Raw genomic sequence first — 24,222 nt, forward strand, 5'->3', positions numbered from 1 at the left:
GTGCGGAGGGACCGGCGGGATGCTCACTCGTCCCCCAGTTCGCGGTCGATCAGGTCGAAGAGGTCGCTCGCGTTCTCGACCCCGGCGAGCTCGTGGTCGTACTCCGCGGCGGGGGGCCCGACGGGCTCGCCCTGCCAGCGGGCGAGCAGGTCGCGCAGCCGGGCGGTGACCTTCTCCCGGTCCTGCCCGGCCACCTCGGAGGTCAGGAGCGCACTCTCCAGACGTTCCATGTCACCGAGGAGGGCCTGTGCGGTGCCGGCGGGCTCGGGCAGCGAGAGCTCACCGAGCAGATACCGGACCTGGGCGAGGACGGTCGGGTAGTCGAAGACGAGGGTCGCCGGCAGCCGGAGGCCGGTTGCCGCGCCGAGCCGGTTGCGCAGCTCGACCGCCGTCAGGGAGTCGAAGCCCAGCTCCTTGAAGGTCTGTTCGGGGTCGACCTCGGCCGCCGAGCCGTGCCCCAGGACCGCGGCGGCCTGCTCGGCGACCACGTCGAGGAGCCGTTGCTCGCGGTCGGCGACGGACAGGGGTGCCAGCTGGTCGGCGAGCGACTGCGGTGCCTGGCCGGCGGGTGCCGTTCCGGCGGCGGCCGCGGCACGGCGCCGTACGGGGGTGCGGACCAGGCCGCGCAGCAGCGTCGGCAGGATGTCGTGGTGTTCGCGGAGGGCGGCCGGATCCAGGTCCATCGGCAGCAGCGCGGCCCGGTCGCCGTCGGCGGCACGGTCGAGCAGCCGCATGCCGTTGACCGCCCCCAGCGGCACCATGCCGGTGCGGGCGTGCCGTTCGCGGTCGGCGTCGGCGAGTTCCCCGGTCATGCCGGCCCCGGGCAGCCAGGTGCCCCAGGCCAGCGACACCGCGGGCAGTCCCTGGGCGCGCCGGTGGTGCGCGAAGGCGTCCAGGAAGGCGTTGGCGGCCGAGTAGTTGGCCTGCCCCGCGCCGCCGAACGTGCCGGCGACGGAGGAGAAGACCACGAACCGGGCGAGGTCGAGGTCGCGGGTGAGCTCGTGCAGCGCGACCACGGCGTCGGCCTTGGGACGCAGCGCCTCGGCGAGCCGGTCCGGGGTCATCGAGGACAGCACACCGTCCGCGAGGACACCGGCGGTGTGCACCACAGCGGTCAGCGGCCGGTCGGCGGGGATGCCCGCCAGGAGTGCGGCGAGGCCGGTGCGGTCAGCCACGTCGCAGGCGACCACGGTGACGTCGGCTCCCGACTCGGCGAGTTCGGCGCGCAGTTCGGCCGCGCCGGGCGCGTCCGGGCCGCGCCGTCCGGCGATCAGCAGATGCCGTACGCCGTGTTCGGCGACGAGGTGACGGGCGGTGATGCGTCCGAGTCCGCCGAGCCCGCCGGTCAGCAGGACGGTGCCGGCCGGATCGGGGGCGACCGGCAGGGTCAGCACGACCTTGCCGATGTGCCGGGCCTGGCTGAGGAAGCGGAAGGCGTCGGGTGCGCGGCGCACGTCCCACACGGCCATCGGCAGCGGCTTGAGCACACCGCGTGCGAAGAGGTCGACCAGTTCGGTGAGGATCTGGCCGATCCGGTCGGGGCCGGCCTCGACCAGGTCGAAGGCCCGGTAGGCGACGCCGGTGTGGTCGGCGGCGACCTGTGCGGGGTCGCGGACGTCGGTCTTGCCCATCTCCAGGAACCGGCCGCCGCGCGGCAGCAGCCGCAGGGACGCGTCCACGAACTCCCGGGCGAGGGAGTCGAGGACGACGTCGAAGCCGCGGCCCTCGGTCGCCGTGCGCAGCCGCTCCTCGAAGCCGAGGTCGCGGGACGAGGCGATGCGGGTGTCGTCGAGACCGGCGGCGCGCAGCGCGTCCCACTTGTCGGACGACGCGGTGCCGTAGACGTCGGCGCCGAGGTGCCGGGCCAGCTGGACGGCCGCGGAGCCGACACCGCCGGCCGCCGCGTGCACGAGGACGCTCTCGCCGGGTTGGAGCGCGCCCAGGTCGACGAGCGCGTAGTAGGCGGTGAGGTAGACGATCGGGGCGGTCGCCGCCTCGGCGAAGGTCCAGCCCTTCGGGATCCGCGCGATCATCCGGGCGTCGGCGACCGCGACGGGTCCGAAGGCGCCGGCGAACATGCCCATCACCCGGTCGCCCTTGGCGAATCCGGTGACGCCGGTGCCGGTCTCGGTGACCACGCCCGCGCCTTCGAGTCCGATCGCGGTGGCGTCGCCGGGGTACATGCCGAGGGCGGTGAGGACGTCCCGGAAGTTGACTCCGGCGGCGCGCATCGAGATGCGCACCTCGTTCGGGGCGAGCGGCGCTGCGACCTCCGGGCAGGCGGCGAGCCGCAGCCCGTCGAGGCTGCCCTTGGCTGCCACGCCGAGCCGCCAGGTGTCGGAGTCCGCGGGCGGGACGAGGGCGCGGTCGGCGGCGAGCGGCACGATGTGCGGTGTGGTCACCTTCCCGTCCTGGACGGCGAGTTCGAACGCGGTCCCGTCGAGTGCTCCGGGCAGCGTGGCCGCCGAGAGGTCGCCGTCGTCGGTGTCGGCGAGGACGAACCGGTCGGGGTTCTCGGTGCGGGCGGCCCGCACCAGCCCCCACACCGCCGCCTGCGCCGGATCGGCGCCGCGGCCGGCGGCCGGGACGGCGCCGCGGGTCACGACGGCGAGGCGGGCGTGTGCGAACGCCGGGTCGTCCACCCACTGCTGGACGAGGGCGAGGACGCCGGTGACGGTGTCGCGGGCGGCGTCGGCGAGGGTGCCGGTGGTGTCCTCCGCGACCGGCACGGCGTACAGGACGGTGTCGGGCACCTCGTCGGCCTCGGCCAGGGCGTCGAGGCCGGTCACCTGGCGCACGGTGTGGCCTGCGGTGCGCAGCGAGTCGGCGAGTTCCCGCGCCTCGTCGCCGCCGACGACCGTCCACGTGGCCGGTGCGGCCGTGTCCGCCGCCGGGACCGGCTGCCAGTCGAGTTCGTACAGGCCCTGCTGGTCCGGGGCGCCGACGGTGGCGCCCGCCAGGTCGCCGGTCAGTTCGCGCAGGGTGAGCGAGCCGACCGAGCCGACCGGGCGCCCCGCCGGGTCGGCCAGGGCGAGGCCGATGGCCTCCGGGCCCTCCTGGACCATCCGCACCCGCAGCGCGGACGCGCCGATCGCGTCCAGGCGCACGTCGCTCCACGAGAACGGCAGCCGTCCGGCGTCCTTCATCGGCACGAACATCACCGCGTGCAGCGCGGCGTCGAGCAGAGCCGGGTGCAGGTCGAAGGCGCCGGCCGCGGGGTCGGCGTCGGCGGGCAGCGCGACCTCGGCGAACACTTCCTCGCCGCGCGTCCAGACCCGGGTCAGCCCCTGGAACAGCGGGCCGTAGAGGTGACCGCGGTCGGCGAAGGCCTCGTAGAAGCCGTCGAGCGGTATCTCCTTGCCGTCCTCGGGCGGCCACGCGGTGAAGTCGTAGGGCGCGGCGGCGGGTTCGGCGGCGGGCACGAGGAGGCCGCTGACGTGCAGGGTCCACGGTGTGCCGGGCTCGGCGTCGTCGGGCCTGCCGTGCACGGTGAGGGGGCGGGCGCCGGTGGCGTCCGGTGCCTCGACGCGGACCTGGATCTGGAAACCACCCTGGGCGGGCAGGGTGAGCGGTGCCAGGATCGTCAGCTCGGCGACCTGCTCGCATCCGGTGCCTGCCCCGGCGTGCAGGGCCAGGTCGAGGAAGCCGGTGGCGGGGAACAGGGCGGTGCTGGTGAGCGCGTGGTCCTTCAGCCACGGGCTGGTGCCGAGGGCGAGGCGGCCGGTGAGGACCTGGGTGTCGCCGTCGGCCAGTTCGACGGCCGCGCCGAGCAGCGGATGGGTGCTCGCACCCAGGCCGGCGGAGGTGACGTCGCCGAGCAGCGCGGGCGGCTTCGGCCAGAAGCGGCGGCGCTGGAAGGGATAGGTGGGCAGCTGCACGCTGCGGGCACCGGTGCCGTCGAACAGGCGCGGCCAGTCCACGGCCGCACCGTGCGCGAAGACCCGTGCGACGCCTTCGAGGAGTGTCTCGCCCTCGGCGCGGTCCTTGCGCAGCGACGGTACGAACACGGTGTTCCCGGCGTCCGGCAGGCAGCTCTGCGCCATCGCGGTGAGGGTGCCGTCGGGGCCGATCTCCAGGAAGCGGTCGGCGCCGTGCTCGGCGAGCCACCGGACACCGTCGGCGAAGCGGACGGACTCGCGGACGTGGCGTACCCAGTAGCCGGGATCGCCCAGTTCGCCGTCGGCGGCGACGCGGCCGGTGACGGTGGACACGACCGCCATCCGCGGCTGCTCGTAGGTGATGCTCTCGGCGATCTCTCGGAACGCGTCGAGCATCGGCTCCATGAGCGGCGAGTGGAAGGCGTGGCTGACCCGCAGCCGGGTGGTGCGGCGGCCGTCGGCGGCCAGGCGGGCGGCGATGCCCGCGACCACGTCCTCGGCTCCGGAGACGACCACGGAGCGGGGCCCGTTGACGGCGGCGATGCCGGCGTCCGGGTGTCCCTCCAGCAGGGGCCGCACCTCGTCCTCGGTGGCCTCCACGGCGAACATGGCGCCGCCGGTGGGGAGTTCCTGCATCAGGGTGCCGCGTGCGGTGATCAGGGCGCAGGCGTCCCGCAGTGACATCACGCCGGCGACGTGGGCCGCGGCGATCTCGCCTATCGAGTGCCCGGCGACGAAGTCGGGGCGGACGCCCCAGGACTCCAGCAGCCGGTACAGGGCCACTTCCACGGCGAAGAGGGCGGGCTGGGTCCATGCGGTGCGGTTCAGCCGCTCGGCGTCGTCGCCGAGGACGAGGTCGCGCAGGTCGTCGCCGAGGTGGGCGCAGACGGCGTCGAAGGCGTCCGCGTAGGCGGGGAAGGCCTCGTACAGTTCGCGGCCCATTCCCGGGCGCTGGGCGCCCTGCCCGGAGAAGAGGAAGGCGGTCTTCCCTTCCCCGCGGTGCACACCGGTGACGGTGTGCGGCCCGGTCTCACCGGAGGCGAGCAGCCGCAGTCCGTCGGCGAGTGCGGCGCGGTCGCCGCCGAGGACGACGGCCCGGTGCTCGAAGACGGCGCGGGTGGCGGTGAGCGACAGACCGAGGTCGGCGCCCGTGACGTCGGGGAACTCCCCGAGGAAGTGCAGGAGTTGGGCGGCCTGGGCGTGCAGCGCGTCGCGGCTGCGCGCGGTGAGGACCAGCGGTGCGTGCGGGGTGTCGGAGGCCGTGTCCGCGGTGTGCGGCTCCTCGGCGACCCCTTCCAGGATGATGTGCGCGTTGGTGCCGCTGATGCCGAACGACGACACACCAGCGCGGCGCGGACGCTCGCCCGTCCCGGGCCACTCGCGGGCCTCCGTCAGGAGTTCCACGGCGCCGGACGACCAGTCCACGTGCGAGGACGGTTCGTCCACGTGCAGGGTCGCGGGCAGCACTCCGTGCCGCATCGCCAGCACCATCTTCATCACGCCGGCCACACCGGCACCGGCCTGGGTGTGTCCCACGTTCGACTTCACCGAGCCGAGCCACAGCGGCTGACCGCCTTCACGCTCCTGTCCGTACGTCGCCAGGAGCGCCTGCGCTTCGATCGGGTCGCCCAGTTTCGTGCCCGTACCGTGCGCCTCGACCGCGTCGACGCCGGACGGGACGATGCCCGCGTCCGCCAACGCGGCGCGGATCACGCGCTGTTGGGAGGGGCCGTTGGGTGCGCTCAGTCCGTTGGAGGCGCCGTCCTGGTTGACCGCGGAACCCTTCACGACCGCGAGCACCGGATGCCCGTTCGCCCGCGCGTCCGACAGCCGCTCCACGAGGAGGAGACCGCCGCCCTCCGAGAAGCCGGTGCCGTCCGCGCTCTCGGCGAACGCCTTGCACCGGCCGTCCTCCGCCAGACCCTGCTGGCGGCTGAAGTCGACGAACAGGCCCGGTGAGGCCATGACGGTGACGCCGCCGGCGAGGGCGAGGTCGCATTCGCCGCTGCGCAGGGACTGGGCCGCCAGGTGCAGGGCGACGAGGGAGGCGGAGCAGGCGGTGTCGACGGTGACCGCGGGGCCTTCGAGACCGAAGGTGTACGACAGTCGGCCGGAGACGACGCTGGCGGCGTTGCCGGTCAGCATGTAGCCCTCGAAGTCCTCGCCGGAGGCGGCCAGCATGCCGGTGTAGTCCTGGCCGTTGGTGCCGGCGAACACACCGGTGCGACTGCCGCGCAGCGACCGCGGGTCGATACCGGCCCGTTCGAACGTCTCCCAGGCCATCTCCAGCAGCAGTCGCTGCTGGGGGTCCATCGCGACGGCCTCGCGCGGCGAGATGTTGAAGAACGCCGGGTCGAAGCCGCCCACGTCGTCGAGGAATCCGCCGGTCCTGGTGTAGACGGTGCCGGCCTTCCCGGGCTCGGGGTGGTAGAGGGCGTCGAGGTCCCAGCCGCGGTCCTCCGGGAAGGGTACGAGGCCCTCCTCGCCGTTCTGGAGCATCCGCCACAGCTGTTCGGGGGTGCGGATGTCGCCGGGGAACCGGCAGCCCATGGCGACGACGGCGATCGGGTCGTCGTCGGTGAGGGCCCGCCGCGGCGTGTCGTCCGGTACGGCGGGCGCGGTGTCGTCGACGACCTCGGCGAGCAGGAAGTCGGCCAGCGCCCGGCAGTTGGGGTGGTCGAAGACCACGGTGCTGGGCAGCCGCAGGCCGGTGACCCGGTTCATGCCGTTGCGCAGTTCGACGGCGCTGAGCGAGTCGATGCCGAGATCGGCGAAGGGTCGTTCCGCTTCGACGGCGTCGACGGAGGGATAGCCGAGGACGCTCGCGACGTGTCCGCGGACGATCTCCAGGACCGCTCCGGCCCGTTCGTAGTCGGCCAGGGAGGCCAGGTGGGCGTGGAGCGAGGAGGTGTCGGCGGTGGCCTTCGGCGCGTCCTGCTCGGCGGCGTCCAACGCCCGCCGTGCGAGGGGCAGTTCGTCCAGCAGGCGGCTGGGCCGGGGGGCCGTGAAGGACAGTGCGTAGGTGTCCCAGCGCAGGTCGGTGACGACGACGTGGGTGTCGCCCAGGTCGAGCGCGCGGCCGAGGGCGTCGCAGGCGGCGGCGGTGTCCATGGGGTGGACGCCGTAGCGGCGCATGCGGTCGCCCGCCGCGTCCCCGACCATGCCGCCGTCGGCCCACAGGCCCCAGGAGACCGCGGTGGCGGGCAGGCCCGCGGCGCGGCGTTCCGCGGCGAGTGCGTCGAGGTAGGCGTTGCCGGGGGCGTAGTTGCCGAGTCCGGCGCCGCCCAGGACTCCCGCGGTGGAGGAGAACAGGACGAACGCGGAGAGGTCGAGGCCGGCGGTGAGTTCGTGCAGGGCACGGGCGGCGGTGGCCTTGCCGCGCAGGACGGGGTCCATCCGGCCGGCGCCGAGCGAGTCGATCACACCGTCGTCCAGGGAGCCGGCCACGTGGAACACCGCGTCCAGGGGCCGGTCCGCGGGGACGGCGGCGAGCAGGCCGGTGAGCGCGGCCCGGTCGGAGACGTCGCAGGCGGCGAGGGTCACGTCGACGCCGCGGGCGGTGAGTTCGTCCCGCAGTTCGGCGGCGCCCGGGGCGTCGGCGCCGCGGCGGCCGGCCAGCACCAGGCTGGTGGCGCCGCGGTCGGCGAGCCAGCGGGCGATGTGCCCGCCCAGGGCGCCGGTGCCACCGGTGACCAGGACGGTGCCGCGGGGCCGCCAGGTCTCGGCGGGGATGTCGCCGCTCGGGGCGTGGACCAGGCGGCGGCCGTGGGCTCCCGTGGCGCGCAGCGCGATCTGGTCCTCCTGGCCCGGGTCGGCGAGGACCGAGGCGAGGCGGGTGGCGGAGCGGGCGTCGAGGCCGTCGGGCAGGTCGATCAGTCCGCCCCAGCGTTCGGCGTGTTCCATGGCGGCGACGCGACCGAAGCCCCACACGAGCGCCTGGGCCGCGTCCGGCGCGGCGTCGGAGTCGCCGACGGTCACGGCGCCGCGGGTCGCGCACCACAGGGGTGCTTCGATGCCGACGTCGCCAAGTGCCTGTACGAGAGCGAGGGTCGAGGCGAGTCCGACGGGGACGGCCGGATGGGCGGGGTGGTCGCGGGTGTCGAGGGCGAGCAGGGAGAGCACGCCGTCGACGCGTCCCGGGTCCTCGTCGTCCGCGAGCAGTTCGGCGAGTGCGGCGCGGTCGGGGGCGTCGTCGGGCAGGGCGACCCGCCGGACGGTGCGGGCACCGCCCGCGGTGAGCGCGTCGGCGACCGCGTCGGCCACGGCGGTGTGGCCGGCCGCGTCGGCGGGGGTGAGCAGCAGCCAGGTGCCGGTGAGGGTGGCCGGGCCCGGGGTGAGCGGGGTGAAGGCGACGCGGTAGCGCCAGGCGTCGGTGGTGGCCAGTTCGCGGCGGGTGCGCCGCCAACTGGACAGCGCGGGCAGGACGTTGCTGAGCGGGGCGTCGGCGGGCAGGTCGAGGGCGTCGGTCAGGCTCTCCAGGTCTCCCTGCTCGACGGTCTCCCAGAAGCGGGCCTCGACCGAGTCGGCGGTGAGTCCCCCGTCTGCGGCGAGGCCGGCGGCGGCCGTCTCGCGCAGGGTGGGCCAGTAGCGCCGGTGCTCGAACGGGTAGGTCGGCAGGTCGGTGCGGGCGGCGCCGGTGGCGTCGAACACCGTCGTGAAGTCGACGTCCACGCCGTGCACATGGGCTTCGGCGAGCGCGCCGAGGAACTGCCTGAGGTCGCCCCGGTCGCGGCGCAGGGAGCCGAGGACGGCGCCGTCGGCGCGGGCCGCGTCGAGGGTGTCGCGCAGGCCGACCGTGAGCACGGGGTGCGGGCCGACCTCGACGAAGGTGCGGTGTCCGGCGGCGATCAGGCCGCGCACGGCCTCCTCGAAGCGGACGGTCTCCCGCAGGTTCGTGTACCAGTAGGCGGCGTCGAGGCGTGTGGTGTCGGCCCAGTCCCCGGTGAGGGAGGAGCGGAAGGGGATGTCCGCCTCGCGCGGGGTGATGCCGTCGAGGGCGTCGAGGACGGTGTCGCGGATCGCCTCGACCTGCGCGGAGTGCGAGCCGTAGTCGACGTTGACCTTGCGGGCCCGGATGCCGTCGTCGGTCAGGGCGGTGTGCAGTTCGTCCAGTGCCGCGGCCTCGCCGGAGACGACCACGGACTCGGGGCCGTTGACGGCGGCGACGGAGAGGCGGTCCTTCCAGGGTTCCATGCGGTCGCGGGTGTCGTCGGCGGACAGCGGCACGGACATCATGCCGCCGGTGCCGGCGATGCGGGTGATGGCCCGGCTGCGCAGGGCGACGACGCGGGCCCCGTCCTCCAGGGTGAGTGCTCCGGCGACGCAGGCGGCGGCGATCTCGCCCTGGGAGTGGCCTACGACGGCGGCCGGGCGGACACCGTGGGCGCGCCACAGGGCGGCCGTGGCCACCATGACGGCCCACAGGGCGGGCTGTACGACGTCGACGCGGCCGAGGTCCGGGGCCCCCTCGGCGCAGCGCAGTACCTCGGTCAGCGACCAGTCGACGTGCGGGGCGAGTGCCCGCTCGCAGCGGTCGATCCAGTCGGCGAACACCGGTGACTCGTCGAGGAGTTCGCGGGCCATGCCGGTCCACTGGGCGCCCTGGCCCGGGAAGACCAGGACGGGTTCGGCGCCGCCGGGGACGGCCGTGCCGACCAGCGAGGTGGTGAGGGGTCCGTCGGCGGCGAGGGCGGCGAGCGTCTCGTCGAGTTCGTCGGTGCCGGCGGCGAGAACGGCGGCGCGGTGGGGGAAAGCGGCGCGTCCGACGGCGAGGGTGTAGCCGAGGTCGGCGAGCGGCGTGTCGGGCCTGGCCCGCAGGTGGGCGCGGAGCCGGGCCGCCTGGGCGCGCAGCGCGGCCGGTGTCCGGGCGGACAGCAGCACGGGCACGGCGGGCAGCGTGGTCCGCGGGGCGGGCCGGTCCGGGGCGGCGGGCGCCTGCTCGACGATGACGTGCGCGTTGGTGCCGCTCATGCCGAAGGAGGAGACTCCGGCGCGGCGCGCGCGGCCGGTGTCGGGCCAGGGCTGTTCCTCGGTGAGCAGCCGGACGTCTCCTGCGCTCCAGTCGACGTGCGGGGTCGGGTTCTCGGCGAACAGGGTGCGGGGCAGCAGTCCTTCGCGCAGCGCCATGACCATCTTGATGACGCCGCCGACGCCCGCGGCGGCCTGGCTGTGGCCGATGTTGGACTTCAACGAGCCCAGCCACAGCGGGCGTTGTTCGTCGCGGTCCTGACCGTAGGCGGCGATCAGTGCCTGTGCCTCGATGGGGTCGCCGAGGGTGGTGCCGGTGCCGTGCGCCTCTACGGCGTCCACGTCCTGCGGGGTGAGTCCCGCGGATGCCAGCGCCTGCCGGATGACCCGCTGCTGCGAGGGCCCGTTCGGGGCGGTCAGGCCGTTGGAGGCGCCGTCCTGGTTGAGGGCGGAGCCGCGGATGACGGCGAGCACCTCGTGGCCGTTGCGGCGGGCGTCCGACAGCCGTTCCAGGACGATCATGCCGACGCCCTCGGCCCAGCTGGCGCCGTCGGCGTCGGCGGAGAACGGCTTGCAGCGGCCGTCCTCCGCGAGCGCGCGCTGACGGCTGAACTCGATGAGGGAGCCGGGCGTCGACATCACGGTGACACCACCGGCCAGGGCGAGTTCGCACTCTCCCTGCCGCAGCGACTGCGCGGCCAGGTGCAGGGCGACCAGCGAGGAGGAGCAGGCGGTGTCGACGGAGACCGCCGGGCCTTCCAGCCCCAGTGCGTAGGAGATACGGCCGGACAGCACGCTGGGCGAGTTGCCGGTGCCCACGTAGCCCTCGAAGTTGTCGTCGGAGGCGGCGAGGATCGTCACGTAGTCCTGGTAGGTGACACCCGCGAAGACACCGGTGGCGGAGCCGCGGGCCGTGGCGGGGTCGACGCCGGCCCGTTCCAGGGCCTCCCAGGACACTTCGAGGAGCAGGCGCTGCTGGGGGTCCATGGCGAGCGCCTCGCGGGGGCTGATCGCGAAGAACGCCGGGTCGAACTGGCTGGCGTCGTGGAGGAAGCCGCCCTGGCGGGTGTAGACGGTGCCGGGGTGGTCGGGGTCGGGGTGGTAGAGCCGCTCGGGGCTCCAGTTGCGGTCGGTGGGCAGCGGCGAGATGCCGTCGGATCCCGTCCGCACCAGGTTCCACAGGTCGTCGGGTCCTGCGATGCCGCCGGGGTAGCGGCAGGCCATGCCGACGACGGCGATCGGGTCGTCGTCGACGGCGCGGCGGACGCGGGCGGGTGCACCGGTGTCGGCGGTGCCGAACAGGTCGGCGGCGAGGTGCCGGGCGAGCACGGCCGGTGTCGGGTGGTCGAAGACGAGGGTGGCGGGCAGGGTGACGCCGAGGGCGGCGCTGAGTCCGTTGCGCAGTTCGACCGCGGTCAGGGAGGTCAGGCCGAGGTCGGTGAAGGGCCGGGCCGGTTCGACCTCGTCGGGGCCGCTGTGACCGAGGACGGCGGCGACACGGTCGCGGACGGTGGCGAGGAGGGTGCGCTCGCGTTCGGCGGCCGGCCGGTCGGCCAGCCGTTCCAGGAGGCTGCCGGGCGGCTGGGTGCGGGCGGCGGCCCGGCGGCGGACGGGTTCGGCGGCCGGGGCCGTCTCCTGCCGGGAGGCCGGAGCCGCGGCGCTCGCGCCGGTCACGGGGCGCAGCAGCAGGGAGCCGATGCTCAGGACGGGTTCGCCGACGGCGTCGGCGGCGGTGAGGGACAGCGTGTCCCCTCCGGTGCGGTCCAGGCGGACGCGCAGGGTCGTGGCGCCGGTCGCGAACAGGGTGACCGGTCCCGCGGAGAACAGCACGCGTCCCTCGCCCAGCCCGTCGAACACGCCCAGGCCCAGCGGGTGCAGGGCGGCGTCCAGGAGGGCCGGGTGCAGGTCGTGGCGGCCGGCGTCGGCCGTGGCGGACTCGGGCAGCGCGACGTCCGCGTACACGGTGGTGTCGTCCCGCCAAGCGGCGGACAGGCCCTGGAAGACGGGCCCGTAGTCGAGCCCGGCCTCGCGCAGCCGCTCGTAGAGTCCCTCGGTGTCCAGTTCCTCGGCGCCGGGCGGCGGCCAGCTGGTCAGGTCGTGGGCCGGGGCGGGTTCGGCCTCGGCGGTGAGGACACCGGCGGCGTGCCGGGTCCACTCGGCGGTGGCATCGGTGGCGGGGCGGGCGTGCACGGCGAAGGCGCGGTCGCCGCGGGCGTCGGGGGCCTCGACCCGGATCTGCAGGGCGACGCCGTCGTGTTCGGGCAGCGCCAGCGGGCGTTCCAGGACGAGTTCGCGTACCTGGGGGCGGTCGGCGTGGGCACCGGCGGCCAAGGCGAGTTCGACGAAGGCGGTGCTCGGTACGACGGCCGTGCCGGCGATGCGGTGTGCGGCGAGCCAGCTCGCGGTGCGGGTGGAGAGGCGGCCGGTGAGGACCAGGGTGTCGTCGACGGCGGAGGGCAGGACCGCGCCCAGCAGGGGGTGGCCGGCGGCCACGAGTCCGGCGGCGGCCGGGTCGCCCGTGGCGGTGCCGGTCTCGATCCAGTAGGGCCGGTGCTGGAAGGCGTAGGTGGGCAGTTGCACCGGGCGGGCACCGCGCGCGGTGGCGTCGAGCACGGTCCGCCAGTCGACCGGGGCGCCGCTCACGTGCAGGGCGCCGACGGCGGTGAGCAGCGTCTCCGCCTCGTCGCGGTCGTCGCGCAGTGTGGGCACGGCGAGCGGCGCGGCGCCCTGCCAGGTGCCCTGGGAGAGGGCGGTCAGGGTGGTGTCGGGGCCGAGTTCAACGAGTCGGGAGACGCCCTGTTCCTCCAGGGCGGCTACTCCGTCGGCGAACCGCACGGCGTGTCGTACGTGCCGCACCCAGTACTCGGCGTCGGTGAGTTCGCCGGGTCCGGCGAGCCGGCCGGTGAGGTCGGAGACGACCGGGACGCGCGGCTCGGCGTACTCGACGGCGGACGCGACCGCGCGGAAGTCGTCGAGCATCGCCTCCATGCGCGGCGAGTGGAAGGCGTGGCTGACCCGCAGCCGGGTGGTCTTGCGGCCCTGCTCCGTGAAGTGCGCGGCGACGGCGAGTGCGGCGTCCTCGTCACCGGAGACGACGACGGACCGGGGACCGTTGACGGCCGCGAGACCGAGGACGTCCTCGCGTCCGGCGAGCAGCGGGAGCACCTCGTCCTCGGCCGCCTGGAGGGCGATCATCGCGCCGCCCTCCGACAGGGCCTGCATCAGCCGGCCGCGCGCGGCGACCAGGCGGCAGGCGTCGGGCAGGGTGAGCACTCCGGCGACGTGCGCGGCGGCGATCCCGCCCACGGAGTGGCCGATGAGGTGGGTGGGCCGGGCTCCGAAGGATTCCAGGAGCCGGAAGAGGGCGACCTCGACGGCGAACAGCGCGGGCTGGGCGTACTCGGTGCGGTTCAGGGTGTCCGCGTCGCCCGCGTGCACGACCTCGGCGAGAGGCCGCGGGAGCATCCCGTCGAAGTGGCCGCAGACGGCGTCGAAGGCGTCGGCGTACGCGGGGAACGCGTCGTACAGGCCGCGGCCCATGCCGGGACGCTGGGTGCCCTGCCCGGCGAAGAGGTACGCGGTACCGCCCGCACCGAGGGTGTCCCCGGTGACGACGGCGGGGCTGGTCCCCCCCGTGGCGAGTGAACCGAGGCCGGCCAGCAGCGCGGTGCGGCCGGTGCCGGTCACGACGGCACGGTGCTCCAGCGGGGCCCGGGTGAAGGCGAGGGCGTGGGCGACGTCGGCGATGTCCAGCTCAGGACGCAGCTCGACGTGGGCGAGGAGTCGGGCGGCCTGGTCGCGCAGGGCGGGGGCGCTGCGCGCGCCCAGCAGCCACGGCAGTGCGGTACGACCGCGGTCCGTGGCGTCACCGGTGGGCGCGGTCGGCTCGGGCTCGGGGGCCGCCGGTTCGGCGAGGATGACGTGCGCGTTGGTACCGGAGACACCGAACGCGGAAACCCCGGCGCGACGGGTGCGCTCACCGGCCTCCCAGGCCACCGCCTCCTCCAGCAGCCGGACCCGCCCCGCCTCCCAGTCGACACGGGAGGAGGGCTGGGAGGCGTGCAGGGTGCGCGGCAGGGTGCCGTTGCGCAGGGCGAGGATCATCTTGATGACGCCGACGGCTCCGGCCGCGGCCTGGGTGTGCCCGAGGTTGGACTTGACGGAGCCCAGCCACAGCGGTCGTTCCTCGGCGCGGTCCCTGCCGTAGGTCGCCAGCAGTGCCTGCGCCTCGATGGGGTCGCCGAGGGTGGTGCCGGTGCCGTGCGCCTCGACGACGTCCACGTCCTGCGGGGAGAGCCCGGCCGAGGCGAGCGCCTGCCGGATGACCCGCTGCTGCGAAGGCCCGTTCGGGGCGGTCAGGCCGTTGGAGGCGCCGTCCTGGTTGACCGCGCTTCCCTCCACGACGGCCAGCACACGGTGACCGTTGCGCCGGGCGTCGGACAGCCGTTCCACGACGAGGACACCGACGCCCTCCGCCCAGCCGGTACCGTCGGCGTCGTCGGAGAACGCCTTGCACCTGCCGTCCGGGGCGAGCCCGCCCTGCAGGCTGAACTCGACGAAGGCGCCCGGGTCGGCCATGACGGTGACACCGCCGGCGAGCGCCAGGTCGCTCTCCCCGGAGCGCAGCGACTGCGCGGCCAGGTGCAGGGCGACGAGCGAGGAGGAGCACGCGGTGTCGATGGTGACGGCCGGCCCCTCCAAGCCGAGGGAGTAGGCAATACGGCCGGAGACCACGCTGCCCGCCTGCCCGGTCAGCAGATGCCCGCCGAGCCCCTCGGGGACTTCGGTCAGGCCGGTGGCGTAGCCGGAGCTGCCGACTCCGACGAAGACGCCGGTCCGTGAGCCCTTCAGCGCGGTGGGGTCGATACCGCCGAACTCCAGCGCCTCCCAGGAGGTCTCCAGCACGAGCCGCTGCTGCGGGTCGAGCGCCTGGGCCTCGCGGGGGCTGATGCCGAAGAAGGCGGCGTCGAACGCGGACGCCCGGGCCAGGAAGCCGCCGGACCCGGTGTCGCTGGCCTCCAGCAGGGCCGTCAGATCCCAGCCCCGGTCCTCGGGGAACCCGCCGACGGTGTCACCACCCGCGGCGAGCAGCTCCCACAGCTGGTCGGGCCCGTCGATGCCACCGGGCAGGCGGCAGCCCATGCCGACGATGACCACGGGGTCGGTGTCGGTGGCCCGCACCGCCACCTCGTGCTCGTCGTCCGTGCTCCCGAAGAGGGCGTCCCGCAGCTGCCCGGCGACGGCCAGCGGGGTCGGATGGTCGAAGACGAGGGTGGTGGGAAGGGCGACACCGCTCTCGGCGATGAGGTCGTTGCGCAGTTCGACCGCGGTCAGCGAGTCGAAGCCCATCTCGCGGAAAGCACGTCCGGCGGTGATGGCGGCCGGGTCGGCGTGGCCGAGCGCCGCGGCGGCCCGACGGCACACCAGGTCGAGCAGCGCGGCGTCGCGCTCCTCCGCGGTGAGCTGCGCGAGCCGGTCGCGCAGCGCGCCGCCCGTCCCGACGGCCGAGCCGCCCGCGACCGGTGTCGCGGGGCCGTCCGTCAGACCGGCGAGCAGGGGGCTGGGACGGCCGGTGGTGAACGCGGGCGTGAACCGGTCCCAGTCGACATCGGCCACAACCACCGTGGTGTCCTTGGCGGCAAGGGCGTGACCGAGCGCCGTCAGCGCGGCTGCGGGATCCAGCGGCCGCAGACCACGGCGGACCAGCAGTTCCGTCGCCTCCTCACCGGCGGCCATGCCGCTGCCGCCCCACGGACCCCAGGCCACGGACGTACCCGCCAGGCCACGGGCACGACGGCGCTCGACGAGCGCGTCCAGGTGGGCGTTGGCCGCTGCGTAGGCAGCCTGCCCACCGCTTCCCCAGACCCCGGCGATGGACGCGAAGGCCACGAAGGCCGACAGGCCACTGTCGCGGGTCAGTTCGTCGAGGTGGTCGGCGGCGTCGGCCTTGGCCCGCAGCACGGCCGCGAGCCGGTCGGGCGTGCAGGCGGCGATCACATCGTCGTCGAGCACACCCGCGCAGTGCATCACCGCGTCCACGGGATGCGCGGCGAGCAGTTCCTCGACCGCGTTCCGCTCGCCCATGTCACAGGCGACCACCGTCACCCGTGCCCCGAGCTCGACGAGTTCGGCCCGCAGCTCGTCGGCGCCCGGCGCGTCGGGCCCGCGCCGACTGGTCAGCACCAGTTCCCGCGCGCCACGCTCGACGGCCCAGCGCGCGACCCGCGCGCCGAGGGCACCGGTACCACCGGTGATGAGGACCCGTTCCGGGGCCGTCCACTCCCCCACCGCGGCGGGGGCGGGCGCGGACACGAGCCGACGGGCGTACGCATCGGTCCCGCGTACGGCGACCTGGTCCTCGTCGGCGGCGGCGAGCACGGCGATGGCCCGGGCGAGAGCACGCCGGTCCGGCCTCGCGGGCAGATCGAGCAGGCCGCCCCAGACATCGGGATGCTCAAGTCCGGCGACCCGGCCGAGGCCCCACACGGAGGCCCGGTCCGGCTCGACCGCGGCCTCGGTCCCGGCGCCCACGGCCACGGCACCGCTGGTCACGACCCACAGCCGCGCGCCGAGCCCCGCGTCGGCATGGGCCTGCACAAGGGCGAAGGCACCGTCCACACCCGGCAGGCACGACAGCACCCCGGCGACGGGTGCACCCTCCGCCACGGCCGCGGCGAGCAGCCCGCCCAGCGTCGCACGCCCCAGGTCGGCCGCGTCACAGACCACGCGCTCGATCCTGGGCACGAACTCCTCGACGCCCGGCAGCACTTCGTCGTCGCCGGCCTGCAGCAGCAGCCACCTGCCACCGACCACGGACGTCCCGCTCGGCTCCAGCCGCTCCCAACGGACGCGGTAGCGCCACGCGTCGGTGGTGCTCCGCTCCACCTGAGCACGCCGCCACGCCGACAGCGCAGGCACGACACCGTCCAGCTCGACACCGTCGAGGTCGAGCACACCGGCGAGTTCCGAGGCGTCACCACGATCGACGGCCGCCCAGAACGCGGCCTCGCCCGCCGTAGCCACCACGCTCGCGCGAGCGATCTCGCTCCTCAACTCCGGCCAATACCAGTCATGTTGGAAGGCGTACGTCGGCAACGGCGCGGGCCGCACCCCGGCGAACAGCCCGTCCCACCCGACCGGAACCCCGGCGGTGTACAGCGCGCCCACCGCGGAGTACAGGGCGTCGACCTCGGAACGGTCCTTCCGCTGCACCGGGACACAGACCAGACCGTCGATGTCACCAACTGCCGTACGCGCGAGGGCGGTGAGGGTGCCGTCGGGGCCGATCTCCAGGAAACGCGTCACACCCACAGCAGCGAGCGCACTCACACCGTCGGCGAAACGCACGGCCTCACGGACATGCCGCACCCAGTACTCAGCCGACCCCAACTCGCCCTCGACGGCCAGCTGCCCGGTCACATTCGAGATGAGCGGGATCGACGGGGTGCCGTAGGTGATGGCCTCTGCGACCTGGCGGAACTCGGCCAGCATCGGCTCCATCAACGGCGAATGGAAAGCATGCGAGACCCGCAGCCTGCTCGTCCGCCGACCCCGCGCCTTCAACTCCGCGACGACCTCGGCGACAGCCGCCTCAACACCCGCCACCACCACCGCACTCGGACCATTGACCGCAGCGATCGACACCTCATCCGCGCGACCCTCAAGGAGCGGAGAGACCTCGTCCTCGGACGCCTCGACCGCCACCATCACACCGCCGGACGGCAGTTGCTGCATCAGCCGGCCACGCGCCACCACCAGCACGCACGCGTCCTCCAGCGACAACACCCCCGCCACATGCGCGGCAGCGATCTCACCGATGGAGTGACCGATGAGGAAGTCCGGCCGCACGCCCAACGACTCGACCAACCGGAACAACGCCACCTCGACGGCGAACAGTGCGGGCTGCGCCCACTCCGTACGATTCAGCCTTTCGGCATCCTCGCCGAAGACCACATCCCGCAACTCCCCACCCACCAGGGCGCATACGGCATCGAAGGCCTCCGCGAACACCGGGAAGGCGTCATACAGCTCACGTCCCATCCCGACCCGCTGCGCACCCTGACCCGAGAACAGGAACGCCGTGCGTCCCTCTCCCACGGTTCCGAGAGTGGTGTGCGGGCCGGGCTGCCCCGATGCCAACGCAGCCAGGGACAGCAGGAGTTCATCGTGGTCCCGGCCCCAGACGACCGCCCGGTCCTCGAACGCGGTACGCGTACTGGTGAGTGCGGCGCCGACCCGGACGGGCTCGACATCAGGCGTGGTCCGTACGGCATCCAGCAAGCGGGCGGCCTGGGAGCGGAGGGCGTCGGAGCCTCGCCCGGACAGCACCCACGGCACTGCGGGCAGAGCCGCGACCTCGGGTGATTCCACCCCGCCGTCCGGAGCCTCTTCCAGGATGATGTGAGCGTTGGTGCCGCTCAGGCCGAACGACGACACACCAGCACGCCGCACACGATCCACCGACGGCCACGGCTGCTGCTCCCGCAGCAACTCCACTCCGCCTGCAGACCAGTCCACATGCGAGGACGGCTCGTCGGCGTACAACGTCGCCGGCAGCACACCGTGCCGCAACGCCTCCACCATCTTGATCACACCAGCCACACCAGCAGCCGCCTGCGTATGACCCAGATTCGACTTCACCGACCCCAACCACAACGGACGATCCCCGTCGCGCTCCTGGCCATACGTCGCGATCAGCGCCTGCGCCTCGATCGGGTCACCCAGCCTGGTGCCCGTGCCGTGCGCCTCCACCACATCCACGTCACCACCGGAGAGACCGGCCGATGCCAACGCGGCCCGAATCACCCGCTGCTGCGAGGGACCGTTCGGAGCCGTCAGACCATTCGACGCACCATCCTGATTGACCGCAGAACCCCGCACCACCGCCAACACCCGATGCCCCCGACGGCGAGCATCAGAGAGCCGCTCCACCAGCAGAACACCGACACCCTCACCCCAACCCGTCCCGTCCGCACCCTCACCGAACGCCCGGCACCGGCCATCCCCCGACAACCCACCCTGCCGACCGAACTCCACAAACGCACCCGGCGTCGACATCACCGTCACACCACCAGCAAGCGCGAGATCACACTCACCCGACCGCAGCGCCTGAGCCGCCAGATGCAACGCCACCAGCGACGACGAGCACGCCGTGTCCACCGTCACCGCCGGACCCTCAAGACCCAGCACATAAGAGATACGGCCCGACACCACACTCGCCGCGTTGCCCGTGCCGACATAACCGCCGAAGTCACCGTCGGACAGACTCAACAGAGCCGGATAATCCTGGCCGTTGGTCCCCACGAACACACCCGTACGACTCCCCCGCAACGACCCCGGACCCACACCAGCCCGCTCAACCGCCTCCCACACCACCTCCAACAACAACCGCTGCTGCGGATCCATCGCCAACGCCTCACGCGGCGACACCCCAAAGAACCCCGCGTCAAAACCACCCACACCCGACAAGAAACCCCCGCTCCTCGTGTGAGTCGCGTACGGGTTGTCGGGGTCCTGGCCGAACAGCAGGTCGAGATCCCAGCCGCGGTCGGTGGGGAAGTCGACGATGCCGTCACGGCCCTCAGCGAGCAGATCCCACAGATCCTCGGGCGTCTCCACATCGCCGGGGAACCGGCACGCCATGCCCACGATCGCGATCGGCTCGTCCGTCGCGATCGCGGTTGCCGCACCCGGCTCGGCGATGGCGGCGGTGTCGTCCCCGAACAGTTCGGCGTACAGGAACGTGGCAAGGGCCAGCGGGGTCGGGTGGTCGAAGACGGCCGTCGTGGGAAGGGTTACTCCGGACACGGAGGCCAGGACGTTCCGCAGCTCCACCGCGATGAGCGAGTCCACGCCGAGGTCACGGAAGGCCCGCTCGGCGCCGATCTGTTCGGGACCGGCGTAACCGAGTGCGGCTGCGGCTCGGGCGCGGACCTCGGTGAGGAGTTCATGGCGTCGGGCTTCGACGGCGAGGCCGTTCAGGCGGGCCCGCAGGCCGGTGGCGAGGGTCACGGCAGCGGCCTCGGGGCCGGCCGGGGCGCGGTAGACCTCGCTGAGCAGTGGGCTGGGCCGTACCGCGGTGAAGGCGGGGCCGAAGCGGTTCCAGTCGACGTCAGCCACAAAGGCGGCGGCGGACCCGTCGGCGACGCGAGCGGCAAGGGCGTCCAGCGCTCGGTCCGGGTCGATCAGGCCTACTCCGCCACGCAGTTGGCGGCCTTCCGCGTCGGCGTCGGCCGCCATGCCGCCGCCCGCCCACGGGCCCCACGCGAGAGACGTGGCCGGCAGGCCCTCGGTACGGCGCCGCTCCGCGATGGCATCCAACTGGGCATTGGCGGCGGCGTAGTTGGCCTGCCCGGCCGAACCGACCGTGCCGGCGAAGGAAGAGAAGAGGACGAAGGCGGAGAGGGCCCTGTCTCGGGTCATCTCATCCAGGTTGCGCGCACCGGCCACCTTCGCGGCGAAGACCGTCCTGAACGCGCCCGGCGTGAGTCCGTCGAGGACACCGTCCTCAAGTACTCCCGCGGTGTGCACGACCGCGTCGACGGGGTGAGCGTCGAGCAGCGCACGCAGCGCTTGACGATCTGTCAGGTCAAGCGCGGCAAAGGTGACTTCGGCACCGAGTGCGCGCAGTTCAGCTTCCAGAGTCTGGGCGTCCGGCGCCTGGGCGCCACTACGGCTGACCAGGACGAGGTGCGCCGCGCCCTGTCGGGCCGCCCAGCGGGCCACCCTGGCGCCCAGCGCGCCCGTACCACCGGTCACCAGCACCGTACCCGCGGGCTGCCAGGCCGTCTCGGTGTGCGGAGGCGAGGGCACGGGAACGAGACGGCGGCCCAGGACACCGCCGGTACGGACGGCGACCTGGTCCTCCCACGTACCCGAAGACGTCACGCTCTCGGAGAGGAGGGTGACGAGCCGGGCCGCCGAGCGCTGGTCGAGCGCAGCCGGAAGGTCCACGAGACCGCCCCAGCGGTCGGGGTGTTCCAGCGCGGCGACCCGGCCGAGGCCCCAGACCGCGGCCTGTTCGGCATCCGGGGCCGGGTCGCCGACCGCTGCGGTGACGGCTCCCCGGGTGACGTTCCACAGCGGTGCCGCGACCTCGGCGTCTCCGAGTGCCCGCACGAGCGTCGCGGTCGCGAGGACTCCGTCCGGCACGTCCCCGTTCCCTCCGCGCTCCAGCGCGAGGGTGGAGATGACACCGTTCACCGAACCGCCCTCGGTCGCGACGGCGATACGGCGCGCGAACTCGGCCCGGGAGTCGCTGTGATGGTGCTCCACGACGATCAGTTCCGCGCCGGCGCCGAGCAGCGCACCGGTCAGCGCACCGTCCCAGCCATCGGCGCCGTCCAAGGACACTGGCGCCACGAACAGCCAGCGCCCGGACAGCCGGGAGCCCTCGGGCAGGCCGGTGACCGTACGCCAGACGACACGGTGATGCGGGCCGGTCACCTCGACGGCAGCCCCGTCCTCGGCGTAGGAACGCTCCAGCCAGTAACGGTCACGGCGGAAGGCATACGTGGGCAGCTCGACCGGGCGAGCCCCCGGAAGCAGTACGGACCACGCCACCGCGACACCCGACAGGTGAAGGCGCGCGAGGAAGCTGACGAGGTGCTGGGCCTCGGAACCGTCCTTGCGGAGTACCGGTACATACAACGCCTCGTCCGGTGCGCTGTTCTGCGCGAGCGCGGTGAGCGTGCCGTCGGGGCCGATCTCCAGGAAACGCGTCACACCCACAGCAGCGAGCGCACTCACACCGTCGGCGAAACGCACGGCCTCACGGACATGCCGCACCCAGTACTCAGCCGACCCCAACTCGCCCTCGGCGGCCAGCTGTCCAGTCACATTCGACACGAGCGGAATCGACGGAGTGCCGTAGGTGATGCCCTCTACGACCTGTCGGAACTCCGCCAGCATCGGCTCCATCAACGGCGAATGGAAAGCATGCGAGACCCGCAGCCTGCTCGTCCGCCGACCCCGCGCCTTCAACTCCGCGACGACCTCGGCGACAGCCGCCTCAACACCCGCCACCACCACCGCACTCGGACCATTGACCGCAGCGATCGACACCTCATCCGCGCGACCCTCAAGGAGCGGAGAGACCTCGTCCTCGGACGCCTCGACCGCCACCATCACACCGCCGGACGGCAGTTGCTGCATCAGCCGGCCACGCGCCACCACCAGCACGCACGCGTCCTCCAGACCGAGGACACCAGACACATGCGCGGCGGCGATCTCGCCTATGGAGTGACCGATGAGGTAGTCCGGCCGCACACCAAACGACTCGACCAGCCGGAACAACGCCACCTCGACAGCGAACAACGCAGGCTGCGCCCACTCCGTACGGCTCAGCCGGTCGGCGTCGTCACCGAACACGACCTCCCGCAACTCCTCGCCCACGAGAGCGCACACGGCATCGAAGGCATCGGCGAACACCGGGAACGCGTCATACAACTCGCGCCCCATCCCGACCCGCTGCGCACCCTGACCCGAGAACAGGAACGCCGTCCGGCCTTCCTTGACGGTTCCGATCAGGGTGTGGGCATCGGGCTGGCCCGAGGCCAACGCCGAGAGGGCGTCGAGGAGTTCGGATCGGTCGTGTCCCTGGATGACGGCTCGGGTCTCGAAGGACGGGCGGGTGGTGGCCAGGCCGGCGGCCAGGTCGTAGGGGTCGGTGTCGGGGTGGGCGGCCAGCTGGGCGGCGAGGCGGCCGGCCTGGGCGCGGAGGCTGTCTTCGTCGCGGGCGGAGAGGGGCCAGGGCAGCACGGGCAGGGTGGTGCGCTGTGCCGGAGGCGGGGTGGTCTCGTCCTCGGTGGGCTCGGGTGCCTGCTCGATGACGGCGTGGGCGTTGGTGCCGGAGACGCCGAAGGCCGAGACGCCGACGCGGTGCGGGTGGTCGGCCTGGGGCCAGTCGGCGGATTCGGTGAGCAGTCGGACGTGGCCCGCGGTCCAGTCGACGTGTGTGGAGGGGTGTTCGGCGTGCAGGGTGGGCGGCAGGACGCCGTGGCGCAGGGCGAGGACGGACTTGATGACGCCGACGACGCCGGCGGCGGCCTGGGTGTGGCCGATGTTCGACTTGGCGGAGCCGAGCAGCAGCGGCCGGTCCGCGGGGCGCCCCTGGCCGTAGGTGGCCAGCAGGGCCTGGGCCTCGATGGGGTCGCCGAGTGAGGTGCCGGTGCCGTGCGCCTCGACGGCGTCGATCTCCGCGGCGGGTACGCCTGCGTTGGCGAGGGCGGCGAGGATGACGCGCTGCTGGGCGAGGCCGTTGGGGGCGGTGAGGCCGTTGGAGGCGCCGTCCTGGTTGACGGCGCTGCCGCGCAGGACGGCGAGGACCTGGTGGCCGTTGCGGCGGGCGTCGGAGAGCCGTTCGACGACGATGGTGCCGGCGCCCTCGGCCCAGCCGGTGCCGTCGGCGTCGTCGGAGAAGGCCTTGCAGCGGCCGTCTCCGGCGAGACCGCCCTGCTGGTCGAACTCGATGAAGGCGCCGGGGCTCGACATGACGGTGACGCCGCCGACGACGGCGAGGGAGCACTCGCCGGAGCGCAGTGACTGGGCGGCGAGGTGGAGGGCGACGAGGGAGGAGGAGCAGGCGGTGTCGACCGTGACGGCGGGGCCCTCCAGGCCGAGGGTGTAGGCGACCCGGCCGGAGAGGACCGACATGGAGTTGCCGGTGAGGAGGTGTCCGCGGACGTCGTCGGGGACTTCGCGCAGGCCGGAGGTGTAGCCCTGGTCGCTGCAGCCGACGAACACTCCGGAGCGGCTGCCCCGCAGGGTCGCGGGGTCGATTCCGGCGCGTTCGAAGGCTTCCCAGACCACTTCGAGCAGCAGGCGCTGCTGCGGGTCCATGGCGAGTGCCTCGCGCGGGGAGATGCCGAAGAAGGCGGGGTCGAACCGGTCGGCGTCGTGGACGAAGCCGCCGCGTCGGCGCGCTTCGCCGCCGGTCGTCCCGGGCGCTGTCGGCCAGCCGCGGTCGGCGGGCCAGTCCGTCACCGCGTCGGTCCCGGAGATGAGCAGGTCCCAGAAGTCATCGGGGGTACGGACGCCGCCGGGGAGGCGGCAGCTCATACCGACGATGGCGACGGGCTCCTGCTCACGGGCCTCCAACTGCCGCAGTTTGCGGCGGGTGTTGTGGAGATCGACGGTGACCCGCTTGAGGTAGTCCCGAAGCTGCGCTTCATTCGTCATGGACTGCCCCCATGCTGTTCGGTTCGCTGACGGAACGTGCTGTCCGCGCGGGCCGACCGGCGCCCCTGGGCGGCAGGCCGGTGGTGTTCTCCTCGTGCGGTGGGGACAGCATGACCCGGCCCTGGACCCTTTTTCGGCACCCGGCGGGGTTGTCTGGGGAAACCCTTGGAAATCATGGGCGGTTCGTCGTTAGCGCAGG

At 73.6% G+C, this 24,222-nt stretch carries 1 protein-coding gene; it reads right to left on the reverse strand.

Annotated features, from left to right (window positions below; all coding sequences use genetic code 11):
• Nucleotides 1–23: 23 nt before the first annotated feature.
• The gene (locus ACIPTO_RS15740) at nt 24–24,023 is read right to left on the reverse strand and encodes a type I polyketide synthase (RefSeq protein WP_401192162.1); all 24,000 of its coding nucleotides are present in this window, start codon (nt 24,021–24,023) and stop codon (nt 24–26) included.
• Nucleotides 24,024–24,222 lie beyond the last annotated feature (199 nt).

The sequence above is a fragment of the Streptomyces sp. NPDC090083 genome, assembly GCF_044747445.1.
In the GTDB taxonomy this organism is placed as follows: domain Bacteria; phylum Actinomycetota; class Actinomycetes; order Streptomycetales; family Streptomycetaceae; genus Streptomyces.